We start from the raw sequence: 16,189 nt of genomic DNA, 5'->3' as shown, positions 1-16,189 counted from the left end.
ACCTCCGGCCGTTCCAGCTCGTCACCCTCCGCTTCCGCCGGCCCTGACCCGGCGCCGCCCGCGGGCACGACGGCCCGCGCCGGGACCTCGCGCTCCAGCAGGTCCACCTCGGCCACCCCGGCGGCGTCGAACCCGGCGGCCACGGTCGCGCGCGTCCGCCCGCCGTGCGCCTCGTACAGCCGCACGACCACGTCGCCCGACCCGTCGTCCGCCAGCTTCACCGCCTCGACGACCGCCCCCGGCCCGTCGACGGTCACCAGCGGCGCGACGTCCCGGCCGCCGCGCACCTCGCGGACGGGGAGGTTCGCCCGGTAGCCGTCGACGACCGCCTCCGGGATGCCCGCACCCACGTGCAGCACCGACAGGAACCGGTGCCGCCCCTGGTCGGCCTCCGGGTCCGGGAACAGCGGCGCCCGCAGCAGCGACTGCCGCACGACCGTCGCCGTCCCGCCGTCGTCGCCGACCGCCCGGGTGACGTCGTGCCCGTAGGTCGCGTCGTTGGCGACGGACACCCCGTAGTCGGCCTCCCCCACGTGCAGCCAGCGGTGCGCGCAGATCTCGTAGCGCGCCTCGTCCCAGGACGTGTTGGTGTGCGTCGGCCGGTGCACGTGCCCGAACTGCGTCTCGGCGGCGGACCGGTCGGCGTGCACGTCGAGCCCGAACGCGAGCTTGAGCAGCCGCTGGCGCTCGTGCCAGTCGACCTCGGTGACGATCTCCACGGCGCGGGTGCCCGGCCGGAAGGTCAGCTCCTGCACGATCGTGGAGTCGCCGACGGTGCGCGAGGTCCGGATGACCGCGCGGTCGGGCTTCTCGGCGACGACCTCGACGGCGTCGGCGTCGACCAGGTCCTCGACGGTGCGGCGGTACTCGGCGTCGATGTCCCACGCGTCCCACTGCCGGGGCACGTCGCGGTGCACCTGGAGCAGGTTCGCCAGGTGCCCGGGCGCGACCGCCTCCCGGTCCGCGGCCAGGTCGCGCACGGACGCGAGCTGGCCGCCGGGCGTCAGCCGCACGTCCAGCGCGTCGGTCCGCACCCGCAGCGCGTCGCCCTCGCGCAGCACCTCGACCGTCCCCGGCGACCCCGGCCCGGCACCGTCGTCCGTCGCGACCGCGCCGCCCAGGGCCGGCACCCCGTCCCGCGCGTGCGGCGCGGCATTCAGCCGCACCGTGCGGTCGCCGTCGCCGACCAGGGCCGCGAGCGCCGCGTCGATGACGACGGTGGCCCGGGCCTCGACGTCGGCGTACGCCTCCTCCGCCTGCCGGTAGACCCAGCCGATCGACGACCCCGGGAGGATGTCGTGGAACTGGTGCAGCAGGACGACCCGCCACAGCGCCCGCAGCTCGTCCGCCGGGTAGGCGGCGCCGGTCCGCACCGAGGCGGTCGCGGCCCACAGCTCGGCCTCGCGCAGCAGGTGCTCGCTGCGCCGGTTGCCGCGCTTGGTCCGCGCCTGCGAGGTGTAGGTGCCGCGGTGGTACTCCAGGTACATCTCCCCGGACCACACCGCCGGCGTCCCCGGGCCGGCGTCGGCCAGCTCGGCCTCGGCCCGCTCGAAGAACGTGTTCGGCGACCCGAGCTCGACCTCCGGCAGCCCGCCGAGCGACCGCGCCCGGTCGGCCGCGGCGAGCATCTCCCGCGTCGGGCCGCCGCCGCCGTCGCCCCAGCCGAACGGCACCAGCGACTCGGAGGCGACGTCCTTGTCCGCGAAGTTCCGCTCGGCGTGCGCGAGCTCCTTCGGCGACAAGTCCGAGTTGTAGGTGTCGACCGGCGGGAAGTGCGCGAGCACCCGGGAGCCGTCGATGCCCTCCCAGTGGAAGGTGTGGTGCGGCATCCGGTTGGTGTCGTTCCAGGACAGCTTCTGCGACAGGAACCACCGCGACCCGGCGGCGCGCACGATCTGCGGCAGCGCCCCGGTGTAGCCGAACGAGTCCGGCAGCCACACGTCCTGGGTCTCGACGCCGAGCTCGTCGAGGAAGTACCGCTTGCCCTCGACCATCTGCCGCGCCAGGGCCTCGCCGCCGGGCATGTTGGTGTCCGACTCGACCCACATGCCGCCGACCGGCACGAACTGACCCGCCGCGACCTTGGCGCGGATCCGCTCGAACAGCTCCGGGTGCCGCTCCGCCACCCACGCGTACTGCTGCGCCGAGGAGCACGCGAACACGAAGTCGGGGCGCTCGTCCATGAGGGCGACGACGCTCGCGAAGGTCCGCGAGCACTTGCGCACCGTCTCCCGGGCCGGCCACAGCCAGGCGGAGTCGATGTGCGCGTGCCCGGTCGCGAGCACCCGGTGCCCGCCGGGTGCCGCCGGCACGTCGAGCACCGGCCGCAGCACGGCCCGCCCGGCGGCGGCGGTCCCCGCGACGTCGGACGGGTCCACCGCGTCCACCACCAGGTCCAGCGCACGCACCGCCCGGGCGTACCGGGTCGACGCGGGGTCGACGACCTCGACCAGCCCGAGGACCGCCAGCAGGTCCTGCCACAGCTCCCACACCCCGACGTCGCGCAGCACCACCTCCGCCGAGCGCAGCGCGTACAGCGGGTCGGTGCCGGCGGTCAGCGGGTCACCGAGCGGCGTCGGCCCGTACCAGGTGCTGCTGCCGACGTCCGGGTTGCCCGCGGCCTCGACGTAGACGTCGACCCGCGGCTCGGCCCACGGCACCGCCTGGTTCCGCGGCGACAGGCCCTTGACCGCGACGCCGTCTCCGCGCAGCACCAGGCCCTCCGCCTGGAAACCCGGCTGGGTCGTGGTGAACCCGAGGTCGATCGCGAGCTCGACCGCGTGCCGGCCGTCGCGCACCCCGTCGGAGTCGAGCCAGCCCGCCGGCACGTCGCCGGTCATCCGGAACCAGGTCGTGCTCCACGGCGCGCCCCACGGCGTCCCGGGCGGGGCGGGGGCGTACGCCTGCGCGACGGCCTCGGCGAACGGCACGGGCTCTCCCGGCGCGGTCCAGGCGGTGACGTCGAGCGGCGCGCGGCCGGCGACGACCGCCGGGGCGAGCCGCTCGTGCAGGAACCGCTGGACGCGCTGGACGACGGCGGCGGAGTGCTCGACGGGCATGGTGGACCTTCCTGACGGCGTGCGGCGATCGGGTGGGGCTGGGCGAGGGCGTCAGCCCTTGACGGCCCCGGACATGGCGAACGAGCCCCCGGAGAACCGCTGCACGACGAGGTACAGCACCAGGACGGGGACGGAGTACAGCAGGGAGAACGCGGCCAGCCGGCCGTAGGCGACCGTCCCGTAGGTGCCGAAGAAGCTGTAGATCGCGACGGCCGCGGGCTGGTTGACCGGCGAGAACAGCAGGACGAACGGGACGAAGAAGTTCCCCCACGCCTGCGTGAACACGAAGATGAACACCACCGCGATCCCGGGGCGCATGAGCGGCACGACGATCCGGCGCAGCGCGGTCATGGACCCGGCGCCGTCGACCCAGGCGGCCTCCTCCAGGGACACCGGCACGGAGTCCATGAAGTTCTTGGTCATCCAGATGGCCATCGGCAGCGACGTCGCCGCGAGGAAGAACACCGTGCCCGGCACGGAGTCCAGCAGGCCGAGGTTCACGAACAGCGCGTAGACCGGGACCATCATCGCGGTGATCGGCAGGCAGGTGCCGAACAGGATCGCGTACAGGAACGGCTTGCGGAACCGCATCTGGTAGCGGGACAGCGGGTACGCCGCGAGCACCGACGCGAGCACGGTGAGGATCGCGGTGCCGCCGGACAGGACCGTGGAGTTCCACAGCGGCCGGAACGTCTGCTCCCAGGTGAGGATCTCGGTGAAGTTGTCCGTGGTGACCGAGTCGGGCAGCTTGACCGACACGGTGGCCGCGGGGTCGAGCGACGCGAGCACGATCCACGCCAGCGGCACGAGAAAGGCGACGCCGACCAGCACCAGGGCGAGCGTGACCAGCAGCCGGCCGGTGCGGCGACGCGGCGACGCGACGGACGGCACCGGGCGGCTGCCCCGCCGTCGGGCCGACGACGCCGCCGGCGCCGTGGGGGCGGTGAGCGCGGCCATCAGTCCACCTCCGGCTTGAGCACGCGGATGTACACGATCGAGAACACGGCGCCGACCAGCAGCGTCACCGTCGCGATGGCCGTGCCGTAGCCGACCTGCGCGAACTTGAACGCCTCCTGGTACGCCAGCACCGGGAGCGTCGAGGAGTCGGTGCCCGGTCCGCCACCGGTCATCACCCAGATCAGGGTGAACACCGCGAGCGTCTGCAGGGTCGTGAGCATGAGGTTGGTCGAGATGGACCGCCGGATCATCGGCAGCGTGATCCGGAAGAACCGCTGCGGCCCGGTGGCGCCGTCGATCGCGGCGGCCTCCGTGACGTCGGGCGGCACCTCGGACAGGGCCGCGCCGTAGACCATCATCGAGAAGGCGGTGCCGCGCCAGATGTTGGCCAGGATCACGCTGAGCATCGGCACCGAGATGAGCCAGGTCGGCCCCTCGAGCCCGAACCAGCCGAGCACCTGGTTCAGCGTGCCGTCGGTGGAGAAGAACGCGTACAGCGCGAACGCCGCGACGATCTCCGGCAGCACCCACGCCACGACGACCAGGGCGGACACGACCGCGCGCAGCGGCTTCGCGGCGGCCCGGAGCAGCAGCGCGAGCGCCATGCCGAGCACGTTCTGCCCGATCACGGCCGACGCCCCGACGAACACCACCGTCAGGACGACGGCCTTCCAGAAGCCGTCGTCGGTGAGCAGGGCGGCGTAGTTGTCCAGCCCCACGAACTCCGGGTTCGCCGCCTTGTAGCCGGTCAGCGCCTGGTTGGTCAGCGAGCCGTAGAACGACCACAGCACCGGACCGGCCAGGAACACCACCATGAGCGCGACCGCGGGCAGCAGCGGCAGCAGCCGCAGCGCGGTCCGGCCGGGCCGGCGGCGGGGGCGGCGGAACCCGCCCCCCGCCGCCGGCCGGTCCAGCGTGGCGGCGGTCATCAGCCGGCGGCCTGCGTCGCGTCGTCGCCCACGATGGACACCAGCCCCTCGTCGTAGGTGGCCGCCGCCTCCTCGGCCGTCGCCTGCCCGGTCGCCACGGACTCCGCCGCGACCTGGATGTTCGACGAGATCTGCGAGTAGTCCGGGGTCGCCGGGCGGAAGTGCGTGTAGTCCACGAGCGAGCTGAAGAACTCGAACGACGGGTTGAAGCCCAGGTACTCCGGGTCCTCCGCGACGTCGGTGCGCACCGCGATCTGGCTGTTCTCGGTGTCGTACTTGAGCGAGTTCTCCTTGTTCAGGGCGGTGGCGATGAAGTCGAACGCCGCCTGCGGGTCGCCCGCGTGCGCGCCGACCGCCAGCGTCCAGCCGCCCGACATCGAGGTGAAGCCGGGCTCCTGCCCGTCCTGGGTCGGCATCGCGGCCATGCCCATCGTCTGCTCCCACTCGGGCCAGGCGTTGTCGCCGGTGATCCACCCTCCCGGCAGCCACGAGCCGTCGACCGCCATCGCGAGGGTGCCCTGCGGCAGCATCTCGGTGGCCACGCGCGCGCCGACCGAGGCGTCGAGCGCGATGTCCAGCGACGGCGCGAGGCCCTCGCCGTAGATCGTCTCGAGGAACGCGAGCGAGTCGGTGAACCCCTGCGAGCCCGTGATCCACTTCTGGGTGTCGGCGTCGTAGAGCTCGTCCTCGGTGCCGTACAGCAGCATCTCGAAGCCCTGCATCGTCGTGGCCTCGCCGGCGGCCTTGCCGGCGTACACGTTGATCGGGGTGACGTCGGGCAGCTTCTCCTTGATCGTGCGGGCCGCGGAGAGGATGTCCTCCCAGGTCTCGGGCTGCCAGTCCGTCGGCAGGCCGGCCTGCGCGAATAGGTCCTTGTTGTAGTACAGCCCGCGGGTGTCGGTGCCCATCGAGACGCCGTAGACCTTGCCGTCGTCGCCGAGACCGGCCTCCCGGGCCGTGTCCGGGAACTGCTCCCAGTCCTCCCACGCCTCGACGTACTCGTCGATCGGCTGCAGGTAGCCCGCCGCGGCGTCCGAGCGGATCTGGAACGTGTCCTCGTAGATGACGTCGGGCGCGGTGTCCGCGGACCCGTTCATCAGCGCGAGCTTGGTGAAGTACTGGTCCTGCTCGGCCTCGATCGGCACGAGGTCGACGGTCATGCCCTCGTTCGCGGCCTCGTACTCGGACTTGGCCTTCTGCAGCAGGTCGTCGAGCTGCACGAACTGCGCGGTCTTCTGGTACGCGACGGTGATCGTCGAGTCGTCGGCGGCGCTCTCGTCGCCGCCGCCGCTGCACGCGGCCGTGAGGCCGAGCGCGATGACGGCCCCGGACGCGAGGACGGACTTCTGCAGACGCATGGATGCTCCTTTGCTCCACGTGCACGGCCCCGGGCGGCGCTGCCCCGGACGCGATAACTACAACGTCTGGATGAATTGCTGTCAAGGCTCTACGTCGTGCCGAGACGCAACCGTGACGTCGGGCCGATGTCAAAGATGTTTGACATCGGGCGCCGTGCGGCCTTACCGTCGGCGATGTCGAACATCTTTGACATCTCGCCGGCAGGAGCGGAGCGGGCCATGTCCTACCAGGAGAAGAACACCTGGGCGTTCGGTGTCATCGCCGTGCTCGGGTACGCCGCGTACCTCGCGGTGGTGCTGTCCCGGGCGGCCGGCGGGATCGCCGAGGTCGCGTACGCCGGCCCGATGCTCGCGTCGATCGGCGCGGCGGTGCTCGCGGGGATCGTCGCCGGGATCGTGCTGGGCGCCACCTCGCGGGACCGGGGGGTGCGGGACGAGCGGGAGCGCGAGATCGAGCGGATGGGCGAGCACGTGGGGCAGGCGTTCCTGGTGCTCGGCGGCATCGGGGGCCTGGTCCTGGCGCTGCTCGAGGCGGACCACTTCTGGATCGCCAACGCCCTGTACCTCGGGTTCGTGCTGTCGGCGGTGCTGTCCGCCGTCGCGCGGGTCGTCGCGTTCCGCCGGGGCGTCGGCCCGTGGTGAGGCCGACCGCGGTGACCAACCGCATCCGCGCGCTGCGCACGGAGCGGGGGCTCACCCAGGCGCAGCTCGCGGAGCTGCTGGGCGTGACCCGGCAGACCGTCATCGCCGTCGAGCAGGGGCGGTACTCCCCCTCGCTCGAGCTGGCCTTCCAGATCGCCCGCGCGCTCGGGCGGTCCATCGACGAGGTGTTCGCGTACGAACCGGACGGAGGACGGCCATGAGGGCGGTGGTGCGGGAGCGGTACGGGGTCCCGGCGGTGCTGCGGGTGGCGGACGTGGGCGAGCCGCCTGCGCCGACGGGCGACGAGGTGCACGTGCGGGTCGCGGCGGCCGGCGTCGCGATGGGCGACTGGCACCTGGTGACCGGCCTGCCCTCGGTGATGCGGCTGGTGACGGGCCTGCGCGCGCCGCGGGAGCCCGGCGTGGGCCTGGACCTCGCGGGCACCGTGGCGGCGGTCGGGCCCGACGTGGCCGACCTGCGCCCGGGCGACCGGGTGCTCGGCTGCGGCCGGGCCGCCTTCGCCGAGACCGCCGTGACGCGGGCCCGGCGGGTCGCGGCGCTGCCCGCCCACGTGCCGTTCACCGCCGCGGCCGCGGTCCCGACCAGCGGCACGACCGCCCTGCACGCGCTGCGGTCCGGCCGGGTGCGCGCCGGGTCCCGGGTGCTGGTCCTCGGCGCCGGGGGCGGGGTCGGGACGCTCGCGGTGCGGCTCGCGGTGCTCGCGGGCGGCGAGGTCACGGCGGCGACGGCGCGGGCCGGCGCGGCCGAGGCGCTGCTGGCGGCCGGCGCCACGGCGGTCGTCGACCGGTCCGCCGGCCCGGCGTCCCTCGGCTCCGGGTACGACGCCGTGCTGGTCACCGGGGGCCTCACGCCGCTGCGCGACCTGCGCCGGCTGCTCGGCGCCCGCGGGGCGCTCGTGCTGGTCGGAGCGGAGGGCGGCGGCCGGGTCGTGGGCGGCGGGCTCGCCCGCCAGGCGCGCGCCGCGGCCCTCGACCCGTGGGTCCGGCACCGGCTGCGCAGCGTCGTGTCCCGGGAGAACCCCGCGGACCTCGCGCGGCTGCGGGACCTGCTGGCCGCCGGCGACCTGGCGCCGGTCCTCGACCGGACCTACCCGCTGGCGGAGGCGGGCGAGGCGATCGAGCGGGTGGCCTCGGGCGCCGCGCGCGGCAAGGTGGTGCTGACGGTCGCCTGACCCGCGGGGGTCAGCTGACCAGCAGCAGGTCCGTCGGGCGCGGGGTGAACGCGCGACCCAGCAGGATGCACCCCGCCCCGACGGCCCCCACCTGCGGCCCGAACGCCGACGACGCGGCGGTCAGCGCGTGTCCGCCCGGCACCACGTGCCCCGCGATCTCGGCCTCCAGCGCGGCACCGGCGTGCGGCGCGATCCGGTCCCACAGCGGCCCGCCGGCCAGCACCGCGGGGACGTCGAGCAGGTCGGTGAGCACGCCCGCCGCCATGCCGACCCGCCGGCCCGCGAGCGCCAGCACGTCGCGCGCTCCCGGGTGGCCGGCGTCGGCCGCGGCGCACAGCGCGGTCACCGCGTCGTCCACGGCCCGCGGGTCCGTGCCGTCGCCCCAGTCCGGCAGGTCGACGCCCGCCGCGCGGCCCTGCTCCGCGAGCGCCTCGGCCCGCAGCACCGCGCCCAGGCAGCCGCGCCGGCCGCACCAGCACGAGGCGCCCTCGGGATCCGCGATCAGGTGCCCCGACTCCCCCGCGTTGCCCGAGACGCCGCGCACCACCTCGTCGTGCAGCACCGTCGAGACGGCCACACCGGTGCCGAGGTAGAAGAACACGAAGTCCGAGGCGTGCTCGCCGGGGTGCCACAGGTGGGCGCTCGCCGCCGCGATCACGTCCTTGTCGAGCACCGCGCGCAGGCCGGTGCGCTCGGCGACCGCGTCCCGCAGCGGCACGTCGTGCCAGCCGGGCAGGTGCGGCGGGTCGAGCACCACGCCCGCCTCGACGTCGATGGGGCCGGGCGCCGCGATGCCGACCCCGAGCACGCGGTCCCGGTCCACGCCCGCCCCCGCGATCAGCCCCTCGATCTCCGCGACCAGGCCGGCGACCACCGCCTCGGGGTCCTCCGGCACCGGCGTGGGCACCTGGGCCCGCGCGACCACCGCGCCCGACAGGTCGAGCAGCACGAACGTCATCGTCGCCGGGTCCAGGTGCACGCCGACCGCGAACCGGCTCACCGGGTTGAGCCGCAGCAGCGTGCCCGGCCGGCCGGGGCCGCGGGGCACGACCGCCCCCTCCTCGACCACCAGGCCGAGGTCGAGCAGGCGGCGCGCCACGTTCGTCACCGTCTGCGGGGACAGCCCGGTCCGGCGGGCGACCTCGGCCCGGGCCAGGCCCCCGCCGGCGCGCCGCACCACGTCCAGGACGACCGTCTGGTTGAAGTCGCCCATCCGCGGCAGGTTGGTCCCGCGACGCATCCGTGCCTCCGTCCGTCACCCGCCCCGGGGCGCGGCGGCGCGCCCGGTCGGCTCGACGCATCATGGCAGACGGTCGGCCACCCCCTCGCGCACGGCCGCGGCACGGGACCGGGCGCGGAGCAGGAGGGTGCCGCCGCCGACCGCGGCGAGCGCGGCGAGCAGGCCGAGCAGCAGCTGCGCGCCGGTGACGGCGAGGCCGCCGCCGGTGCCGGGGCCGGCCGGGGCCCCCGCGGCGGGGTCGCCGGCGCCGTCCGGGGCGCCGCCCGGGGTGCCGGGCGCACCCGGGTCGACGGGGCCGGGGTCGACCGGGCCGGGCGCGTCGCTCGGCCGCACCAGCACCGCGACCGTCCGCGCCGGCACCGTCACCGTGCCGGTCGCCGCGTCCCAGGTGGTGGTCCGCACGACGTCGTCCGCGCCCGCCGCCTGCACCGGGGACAGCGCGTACGCCGCTCCGGCCAGGCCCGGCAGCTCCTGCGCCACGGCGTCCGGCGACGCGTTGAACACCACGAGCAGCCCGTCGAGGTCGGGGTCGACGTCCGGCCCGACGGTGTCGTCCACGTGCATGACGATCACGCCCGGGGTGGCGGCAGCCCCGGCGTCCGGGAACGTGAGCTTCTGCCGGATCAGGCCGGCGTCGCCGAGCCGGAACAGCGGGGTGGAGGACCGCAGCCGCAGCAGGTCGTCCGCCGCCGCCCGGGCCGTGGCGATGTGCGCGGCGGTCGGCTTGAGCACGGCGTCCTGGAGCAGCGGCGCCATCTGCGGCCACTTCTCGGCGTTCGCCCACGCGCCGGGCAGGCCGCGGCCGAAGCCGTTGTCCTGGCCCGTCCAGTCGATCGCGTTGAACCAGTCGCCCGAGTCGTAGCTGTCCCGGTCGAGCGACTTGGACCGGAGCTGGTCCGTGCCGGCGTGCCAGAACGACACCGTCTGGGAGAGGGCCGCCGTGGCCTGGGACAACGTGTTCATCCGGACCCGGTCGTCCATCGACGTCGCCTGCGGCAGCTTGATGGTCAGCAGGTCGAACAGCGTCTCGTTGTCGTGCGCGTCGACGTAGCTGACCACCTCCTCCGGGGAGTCCGCGTACCCGGCGGGCGCGCCGCGGTAGTCGATCTGGTCACCGCGCAGCACGTCCCCGGTGTGCGTGGTCAGCACGTAGTCGCGCAGGTTGCCGGCCAGGCCGAGCCGCACGACGTCGGTCGCGAGGCCGAGGTCCTCGTACTCGGCGGCCGAACCCGTGTTCACCGAGGCCGCGTCGCCGAGCTGCGCCGGCTGCCCGTTCGGGTCGGTCGCCAGCCCGGTGCCGAACCCCTGGGTGAACATCGACGACCCCTCGACCGGCGACCCGCCGTGCACCGCGTCGCGGAGCCGGTCGGAGAACGTGCCGATGCCGGTGCCGCCGAGCTGCCCCTGCGTCGCCTGCTCGAACAGGGCGTTGCCGGCGACCTCGCCGAAGTCCCAGCCCTCGCCGTACAGGTACACCGCCGAGCCGTCGACGCCGTCCGCCTCGACGGTCAGCGCGTCGAGCGCCGCCCGCACGGCCAGCATGTTCTCCTTCGAGTGGTGGCCCATCAGGTCGAACCGGAAGCCGTCGACCTTGTAGTCCCGCGCCCAGGTGACGACGGAGTCGACCATGAGCTTCTGGGCCATGGCGTGCTCGGTGGCGACGTTCTGGCAGCAGGTGCTGGTCTGCACCCGGCCGGTGCCGTCGAGCCGGTGGTAGTAGCCGGGCACGACCCGGTCCAGCACGGACTTCGCGTCCTGCCCGCTCGCCGCGGTGTGGTTGAACACCTGGTCGAGCACGACGCCCAGCCCCATGTCGTGCAGGGCGCCGACCATCGTGCGGAACTCGGCGACCCGGGCGCCGCCGTCCGGATCGGTGGCGTAGGAGCCCTCGGGCGCGGTGAAGTGCCACGGGTCGTAGCCCCAGTTGAAGCCGTCGCGCTCGCGGATCGCACCGACCGCGGCCTGCTGCTCCGTGCCCGCAGGGCCGAAGCCGGTCAGGTCGCCGGTGGTCGCCTGGGCGGTGCGGTCCTCCTCGATCGACGCGATGTCGAACGTCGGCAGCAGGTGCACCGTGGTCAGCCCCGCGTCGGCGAGCTCGCGCAGCCGCGCGGTCCCGTCGGAGTCCCGGGCGAACGCCAGGTAGGTGCCGCGCTCGGCCTCCGGCACGGTCTGGTCGGCGATCGAGAAGTCGCGCACGTGCAGCTCGTAGATCGTGTGGTCCACGGCCCGCTCGACCACCGGCTGCGCCGTGTCCGACCACAGCGCCGGGCGGTACGCCGGGTCGGCCAGGTCGACCGCGACGGCGTGCGTCGAGTTCAGCGTCAGGGCGACGGCGTACGGGTCGGTGACCACGTTCGTCTCCACCCGGCCGGTCGACGGCACGTAGACCTCGACCTCGTACCGGTAGCGGGCGCCGGACCACGAGGGGTCGCCGGTGACGGACCAGGTGCCGTCGGCGGCGCGGGTGGTGGTGACACGGGCGGGGGTCGCGGCGAGGTCGGTGCCGGGCGCCCAGGTCACCAGCGTGACCTCGCGGGCCATCGGGGCCCACAGCCGGAACGTCGGGGCGCCGCCGGCCCAGGTGATGCCGAGGTCGGCGTCCGCGGCCGCGCCGTACAGGTCGTCCAGCACGCCCGGGACCTGGACGCCGGTGAGGGCGGTCAGGCCGGCGGCGTCGGCCTGGGACACCTGGACCTCGCCGGTCAGGAGCCCGGCGGCGTCGGTCCCCGGGGCCACCCGCAGCGCCACCGCGCCGGCGAGCGCGGGGAACTCGGCCAGCACGTCGGCGGGGAGGCCGGCGGGGTCGTGGGTGAGCGCGACCTCGCCGGAGGTGCCCGGCGCCGTGACGTCGCCGTCCGTCACACCGAGCCCGCCCTCGGCGGCGTGGTGCAGCGCCCAGGTCAGGTCGGCGGGCTCGGCGCCGCCGAGCAGGTCGGCGGGCCAGGCGACCAGGTCGGCGCGCACCCAGTGCGCCCGCTGCTGGCCCACCCCGGCGAGCGGCGGGTTCTCGACGGTGATCTCCAGCAGGTGGGTCGCCACGTCGTACGCGAACGACACCTGCTCCCCGTCCGATGTCGCGAACGTGTAGTCGTCCCCGCCCATCGCACCCCCCTGGCCGTAGTTCACGTCCCACGACAGCCCGTGGGCGACCTTGACCTGGTACGAGCCTGCCGGGATCTGCGTCGTCGACCACTCGTACACGCCGTCGCCGTCCGGGTCCTTGGCCCAGGTCGCCAGGCAGTCGGGCGCCCAGTCGCCGGGGCAGCCGACCTCGGACTGGTACGAGCCCGGCAGCGTGACGACCGGGCCCTGCGCGGTGCTCTGGAAGTCGCCGGACACCGGGTCCCAGTAGAACGTCACGTCCACCGGCGGGCCGTCCGGTGCGCCGGGCACGGTGTACGCGGCGTTCGCGCCGCCGACGACGCCGCCCACGCCGTAGGACACGTCCCAGGTGCCGTCGAGGGCGACCTTGTACTCGTAGGCGCCGGGCGGCAGCGCGAACGTGCCCTCCCAGACGCCGTCGGGGCGCTCGGTGAGCTGCGCCGCGGCGCAGTCGGGTGCCCAGTCGGCGGCGCAGCCCATCGCGGTGTTGTGGCTGCCGGGGACCGACACGGAGGTCGGGGCGGCCGCGGGCGCCGGGTCGGCGGCTGCGGGACCGTCGGCGTAGGCGGGGTCGTCCGCGCCGGCGGTCGCGGCGCCGGAGACCAGCAGCGCGCCGGCGGCCAGCAGGGCGAGCACGCGGCGGGCGCTCGCGCGGGGCTCGAGGGGTGTCCGGGGCGCCGGGGTGCGGCGTCGTCGGGCGTGCGTCATCGCAGGACTCCATCGTCGGGGGTGAGCAGCAGCGCGGCTGCCTGCGACTGTACCGACTTGCAGAAACGTGCTGCAACGCCGTACAGGTTCCGCACCGTCGCCGCCCGAGCCGCCACCAGCCCCCGACGACACGAGGCCTACGCCTTCCGGCCCGCCCTCCCCCGATCTCGGGAGGCGCGGCCGGAAACCGTAGGCCTCGTGCGGGACCGCCCCGCGTCAGTGCGCGAAGTGGCGCGTGCCCGTCAGGTAGAGGGTCACGCCGGCCGCGGCCGCCGCGGCGACGACCTCCTCGTCGCGGACCGAACCGCCCGGCTGCACGACCGCACGGACTCCCGCGTCCAGGAGCACCTGCAGGCCGTCGGCGAACGGGAAGAACGCGTCCGACGCCGCGACCGCGCCCCGCGCCCGCTCGACGTCGCCCGCGTTGGCCCGCTCGACGGCCAGCCGGCACGAGTCGACCCGGTTGACCTGGCCCATGCCGACGCCGACCGAGGCCCCGCCGTCCGCCAGCAGGATCGCGTTCGACTTCACGGCCCGCACCGCGCGCCACGCGAACGCCAGGTCCGCCAGCGTCGCCTCGTCGGCGGCGTCCCCCGCGGCGAGGGTCCAGGTGGTGGGGTCGTCGCCCTCCGCGTCGATGCGGTCGACCTGCTGCATGAGCAGCCCGCCGCTGATCGGCCGCAGCTCGACGCCGGCGGACGGCGCGCCCTCGACCACGAGCAGCCGGATGTTCTTCTTGCGGCTCAGCACCTCGAGCGCCTCGGGCTCGTACGCCGGGGCGACGACGACCTCGGTGAACACCTCGGCGATCTGCTCCGCGGCGGCCAGCGTGACCGTGCCGTTGGCCGCGATCACGCCGCCGAACGCGGAGACCGGGTCGCAGGCGTGCGCCTTGGCGTGCGCGTCCGCGATGTCCGCGCCGACCGCGATCCCGCACGGGTTCGCGTGCTTGATGATCGCGACCGCCGGGCCGTCGTGGTCGTGCGCCGCGCGCCAGGCCGCGTCCGCGTCGACGTAGTTGTTGTACGACATCGCCTTGCCGTGCAGCTGCCGCGCCTGCGCCAGCCCCGCGGCCCCGTAGCCGGAGGTGTAGACCGCGGCGCGCTGGTGCGGGTTCTCGCCGTAGCGCAGCACGTCCGCGCGGTCCCAGGTCGCGCCGACCCAGGCCGGGAACCCGGTGCTGACGCCGTCGACCTCGTCGGTCGTCGTGGCGACGTTGCCCATCCACGAGGCCACGGCGACGTCGTAGGTGGCGGTGTGCACGAAGGCCTGCGCGGCGAGCCGGGTGCGCTCGGCCAGCGTGAAGCCGCCGCCCCGCACGGCCGCGACCACCTCGTCGTACCGGGCGGGGTCGACGACGACCGCGACGCTCGGGTGGTTCTTCGCCGCCGCGCGCACCATCGACGGGCCGCCGATGTCGATCTGCTCGACGCACTCGTCCGGGGTCGCGCCCGAGTCGACCGTCTGCGTGAACGGGTACAGGTTGACGACGACCAGCTCGAACGGGGCGACGCCCAGCTCGTCGAGCTGCGCCAGGTGCTCCGGGCGGCGGGTGTCGGCGAGGATGCCGGCGTGCACGCGCGGGTGCAGCGTCTTGACCCGGCCGTCCAGGCACTCGGGGAACCCGGTCAGCTCCTCGACCCGGGTCACCGGCACGCCGGCCGACGCGATGGTCCCGGCGGTCGACCCCGTGGACACGAGCTCGACGCCGGCGGCGTGCAGGGCGGTCGCGAGCTCGACGAGCCCGGACTTGTCGTAGACGGACAGCAGCGCGCGACGCACCGGGCGGCGGGTGCTGTCCGCGGTCGGGTCGGCGACGGACGCGACGGGCGGCAGGGCGTGGGACATGGCGGTCCTCCGGGTGGTCGGTCGGGCACCACGGTGGGTGCCGCTCGGGACCCTGCACCCAGGCGAACGGTGCGTCGGCGGGACTGCGTCGGTCGCTCCCCGGTGGTCAGTTCCACCTCTACGCCAGTCACGACCGTGGACGAGCCTAACCGACGGCCGGACGGGACCGCTCGCGGGCCACCCCGGCCCGCGCCGCCGGCCACGCCGCAATCACTCCGTGCGGCGGCCCTTCGCGAAGTACGCGATCGGCCCGACCCAGTTCACCAGGATCGCGAGGCCCCACGCGGCCTTCGGGCCGTTCACCCGGGCCGGCGGGCGCTTCGCCAGGTCCCGGTAGGCGGCGGCGGTCAGCGCGAGCTGCGCCGCCGTGACCACGACCGTGCCGACCTTGCGTCCCGCGCTCAGCTCCGACCAGCGCCTGCCTGCGTGTGCGTGTCCCATGGGCCGACGCTACGCGCGCCGGTCCCCACGGCGCGCGGGCCGGAGGTCCCTGCGTCCGCCGCGCTCAGCCGACGGTGACCGTGCGGCCCTCGACGGTCAGCCCGCCCGCGACGATCCGGCCGACCCAGTCGACCAGCAGCCGGCGCTCGGCGACCTTGATCCGCTCGTGCAGCGTCGCCTCGTCGTCGCCGGGCTCGACGGCGACGGCCACCTGCGCGACGACCGGCCCCGTGTCCACCCCGGCGTCCACCACGTGCAGCGTGCAGCCGGTGACCTTCGCCCCGAACGCCAGGGCGTCCCGGACCGCGTGCGCGCCGGGGAACGCGGGCAGCAGCGCGGGATGGGTGTTCACGACGCGGCCGGGGAACCGGTCGAGCACGGCGGCGCCCAGGATCCGCATGAACCCCGCCGACACCACCAGGTCCGGGCGGAACACCCCGATCGCCTCGGCCAGGGCGCGGTCCCAGGCGGCGCGGTCGTCGAAGTCGCCCGGCGCGACGACGGCCGTCGGCACGCCCGCCGCCCGCGCCAGGTCCAGCCCGCCCGCGGACGCGCGGTCGGCGACGACCCCGACGACGCGGCCGGGGTACCCGGGGCCGTCGTGCGCCGCGAGCAGGGCCGCGAGGTTCGACCCGCCGCCGGAGACCAGCACGACGAGCCGGCCGGCGGCGCGCGTGGCGGGTCGGGGCGCGTCGGGGGTGCTGTGCGGGGCG

The 16,189-nt window shown here is 75.1% G+C and carries 12 protein-coding genes and 1 riboswitch; of the genes, 3 read left to right on the top strand and 9 right to left on the bottom strand.

Features of this window, described 5'->3' with window-relative positions; genetic code table 11:
- The 4 genes from MHY85_RS15980 to MHY85_RS15965 form a co-directional block, all read right to left on the bottom strand.
- On the bottom strand, positions 1 to 3,059 hold a 3,059-nt coding region (locus tag MHY85_RS15980; protein ID WP_239198014.1), incomplete at its 3' end, for a glycoside hydrolase family 38 C-terminal domain-containing protein.
- 51 nt (positions 3,060 to 3,110) lie between these two features.
- Positions 3,111 to 4,016 carry a carbohydrate ABC transporter permease gene (locus MHY85_RS15975; protein ID WP_239198012.1) on the bottom strand — a complete coding sequence of 302 codons (906 nt, stop codon included), beginning with the start codon at positions 4,014 to 4,016 and terminating at the stop codon, positions 3,111 to 3,113.
- Positions 4,016 to 4,945, bottom strand: a complete 930-nt coding sequence (locus MHY85_RS15970; protein WP_239198010.1) for a carbohydrate ABC transporter permease — start codon at positions 4,943 to 4,945, stop codon at positions 4,016 to 4,018. The genes MHY85_RS15975 and MHY85_RS15970 overlap by 1 nt, the downstream gene beginning before the upstream one ends.
- Positions 4,945 to 6,303 carry an extracellular solute-binding protein gene (locus tag MHY85_RS15965; RefSeq protein WP_239198008.1) on the bottom strand — a complete coding sequence of 453 codons (1,359 nt, stop codon included), beginning with the start codon at positions 6,301 to 6,303 and terminating at the stop codon, positions 4,945 to 4,947. The genes MHY85_RS15970 and MHY85_RS15965 overlap by 1 nt, the downstream gene beginning before the upstream one ends.
- A gap of 174 nt (positions 6,304 to 6,477) precedes the next feature.
- On the opposite strand from MHY85_RS15965, the gene MHY85_RS15960 reads away from it, so the two are divergent.
- From MHY85_RS15960 to MHY85_RS15950, 3 genes are read left to right on the top strand one after another with little or no spacing between them, the layout of a single operon-like run.
- The gene (locus MHY85_RS15960) at positions 6,478 to 6,945 is read left to right on the top strand and encodes a hypothetical protein (RefSeq protein WP_239198006.1); all 468 of its coding nucleotides are present in this window, start codon (positions 6,478 to 6,480) and stop codon (positions 6,943 to 6,945) included.
- The gene (locus MHY85_RS15955; protein ID WP_158374223.1) at positions 6,939 to 7,166 is read left to right on the top strand and encodes a helix-turn-helix transcriptional regulator; all 228 of its coding nucleotides are present in this window, start codon (positions 6,939 to 6,941) and stop codon (positions 7,164 to 7,166) included. The genes MHY85_RS15960 and MHY85_RS15955 overlap by 7 nt, the downstream gene beginning before the upstream one ends.
- Entirely contained in the window at positions 7,163 to 8,137 is a 975-nt protein-coding gene (locus MHY85_RS15950; RefSeq protein WP_239198004.1) for a zinc-binding dehydrogenase, read from the top strand. Before MHY85_RS15955 ends, MHY85_RS15950 begins: the two co-directional genes overlap by 4 nt.
- Before the next feature lie 10 nt (positions 8,138 to 8,147).
- Here the strand turns inward: MHY85_RS15950 and MHY85_RS15945 are convergent, their stop codons facing one another.
- From MHY85_RS15945 to purN, 5 genes are all read right to left on the bottom strand, one after another.
- The gene (locus tag MHY85_RS15945) at positions 8,148 to 9,377 is read right to left on the bottom strand and encodes an ROK family protein (RefSeq protein WP_239198002.1); all 1,230 of its coding nucleotides are present in this window, start codon (positions 9,375 to 9,377) and stop codon (positions 8,148 to 8,150) included.
- Positions 9,378 to 9,437: 60 nt separating this feature from the next.
- Positions 9,438 to 13,115, bottom strand: a complete 3,678-nt coding sequence (gene pulA, locus MHY85_RS15940) for a pullulanase-type alpha-1,6-glucosidase (protein WP_308191406.1) — start codon at positions 13,113 to 13,115, stop codon at positions 9,438 to 9,440.
- A gap of 288 nt (positions 13,116 to 13,403) precedes the next feature.
- Positions 13,404 to 15,035 carry a bifunctional phosphoribosylaminoimidazolecarboxamide formyltransferase/IMP cyclohydrolase gene (gene purH / locus MHY85_RS15935; protein WP_239198000.1) on the bottom strand — a complete coding sequence of 544 codons (1,632 nt, stop codon included), beginning with the start codon at positions 15,033 to 15,035 and terminating at the stop codon, positions 13,404 to 13,406.
- Between the two features lie 49 nt (positions 15,036 to 15,084).
- Positions 15,085 to 15,176, bottom strand: a riboswitch (ZMP/ZTP riboswitch).
- A gap of 69 nt (positions 15,177 to 15,245) precedes the next feature.
- Positions 15,246 to 15,476: a PLDc N-terminal domain-containing protein gene (locus MHY85_RS15930; protein WP_239197998.1), complete on the bottom strand. Its 231-nt coding sequence runs from the start codon at positions 15,474 to 15,476 to the stop codon at positions 15,246 to 15,248.
- 64 nt (positions 15,477 to 15,540) lie between these two features.
- Positions 15,541 to 16,128, bottom strand: a complete 588-nt coding sequence (purN, locus tag MHY85_RS15925) for a phosphoribosylglycinamide formyltransferase (protein ID WP_239198016.1) — start codon at positions 16,126 to 16,128, stop codon at positions 15,541 to 15,543.
- Positions 16,129 to 16,189: the final 61 nt, after the last annotated feature.

This window comes from Cellulomonas sp. ACRRI, assembly GCF_022346185.1.
Taxonomy (GTDB): Bacteria; Actinomycetota; Actinomycetes; order Actinomycetales; family Cellulomonadaceae; genus Cellulomonas.
Note: the sequence above shows the minus strand (reverse complement) of the source record. Positions and strands in the feature narration are given on the sequence as shown.

Coding starts and splice junctions, on each gene's coding strand:
- MHY85_RS15975 (WP_239198012.1), bottom strand. CDS start 4,016: ATGGCCGCGCTCACCGCCCCCACGGCGCCGGCGGCGTCGTCGGCCCGA.
- MHY85_RS15960 (WP_239198006.1), top strand. CDS start 6,478: ATGTCGAACATCTTTGACATCTCGCCGGCAGGAGCGGAGCGGGCCATG.
- MHY85_RS15945 (WP_239198002.1), bottom strand. CDS start 9,377: ATGCGTCGCGGGACCAACCTGCCGCGGATGGGCGACTTCAACCAGACG.
- MHY85_RS15970 (WP_239198010.1), bottom strand. CDS start 4,945: ATGACCGCCGCCACGCTGGACCGGCCGGCGGCGGGGGGCGGGTTCCGC.
- MHY85_RS15930 (WP_239197998.1), bottom strand. CDS start 15,476: ATGGGACACGCACACGCAGGCAGGCGCTGGTCGGAGCTGAGCGCGGGA.
- MHY85_RS15965 (WP_239198008.1), bottom strand. CDS start 6,303: ATGCGTCTGCAGAAGTCCGTCCTCGCGTCCGGGGCCGTCATCGCGCTC.
- purH (WP_239198000.1), bottom strand. CDS start 15,035: ATGTCCCACGCCCTGCCGCCCGTCGCGTCCGTCGCCGACCCGACCGCG.
- MHY85_RS15950 (WP_239198004.1), top strand. CDS start 7,163: ATGAGGGCGGTGGTGCGGGAGCGGTACGGGGTCCCGGCGGTGCTGCGG.